We start from the raw sequence: 1,411 nt of genomic DNA on the forward strand, positions 1-1,411 counted from the left end.
ACTTGGTGATTTGGACAAGGCAGTGTCTGATGCTAAGGCTGCGTTGGCTACTGCCAAGGGTAATGCAACTGTCGAAGAACCAGCTAATTTGCTTGACCAAATCAAGAAGTTGTCACCAGCAGACCAAGACAAGTTGGCAACGGCTGTTGCGAAGTTGAAGGATTTGACTGACCCTAAGAACGACGGCACAACGAAGGCCTCAGATATTAAGGCACAACAAGATATCGTTGACGGTATTTTGGCACCATTGCAAGAGGCACGTAAGACAGCTGTGCAAGATGCAACGACCGTAGCAACGGCGGATGTACCTGCTAACATTACTGATCAAGCTAAGAATTCAACGCTGCAAGCTGACAAGGATGACTTGCAGAAGATTGCAGCCGATGATAAGTCAACATTGGCTGATATTCAAAAGGCGCAACAAAAGGTTGCCGATGATATCAAGGCGATGACGGACAACGTTAACGATGCAAAGTCAGCTGGAAATAGCGTTATCAACAAGTGGAACACGGCAGATAATGTTGCCAAGTACACGGATCAAGATGAAACAATCAAGGATGATATTGCGACGTTGACTGGTTTGACGTCAGCTGACAACAAGACGGCTACCCAATCAGATATTGATGGTGCCCGTCAGAAGTTGCAACACGACATTGAAGTTGCCGAGGGACAGCGTCAAACTTCTGTAACTACGGCTGACACTGCTGTAACAGCAGTAACCCATGCGACGGATGATGACGTTAAGGCGCGCATCGACGCTGTGAAGTCAGCCGAGGAAACTGGCACGAAGACGGCAATTGACGAAGCAGTTGCAAAGCTACAAGTAGCTGACGAAACTGTGGTGGCAAAGAATATTGCTGATGACAAGGATGTTGCTGGTGCCAAGCAGGCAGTTGATGCTGCATTGGACGCAAATCCATATGATCAAGCCAAGGTTGATACGGCAAAGAATAATTACGATGACGCGATCAAGCAAGCCGAAAGCAAGCTAGATGCTGCCAAGAAGCAAGCCACTGTTGAAGAGCCAGCTAACTTACTTGACCAAATCGGTAAGTTGCCAAAGGATGACCAAGCCAAGTTGGCGACGGCTGTTGCTAACTTGAAGAACTTGACCGATCCTAAGAACAATGCCACGACGAAGGTTTCAGACATTAAGGCACAACAAGATATCGTTGACGGTATTTTGAAGGCCTTGCAAGAAACCCGTCAAAACGCTATCGACACGGCTAATACAACTGTGACGGCTACGGTTCCAACCAACATTGCTGATCAAGCTGAGAAGTCGACGTTGCAAGCTGACAAGGATAACTTGCAGAAGGTTGCAGCTGACGACAAGTCAACATTGGCTGATATCCAAAAGGCGCAACAAAAGGTTGAAGACGACATTGCGGACATGACCAAGAATGTCACA

General features: G+C 47.3%; 1 protein-coding gene. It reads left to right on the top strand.

Features of this window, described 5'->3' with window-relative positions; translation table 11 throughout:
* Nucleotides 1-1,411 (top strand): hypothetical protein (locus ESE_RS12295; RefSeq protein WP_010375094.1); only part of this gene is annotated, 1,411 nt, incomplete at both ends.

This window comes from Weissella cibaria KACC 11862 (genome assembly GCF_000193635.1).
GTDB lineage: Bacteria > Bacillota > Bacilli > Lactobacillales > Lactobacillaceae > Weissella > Weissella cibaria.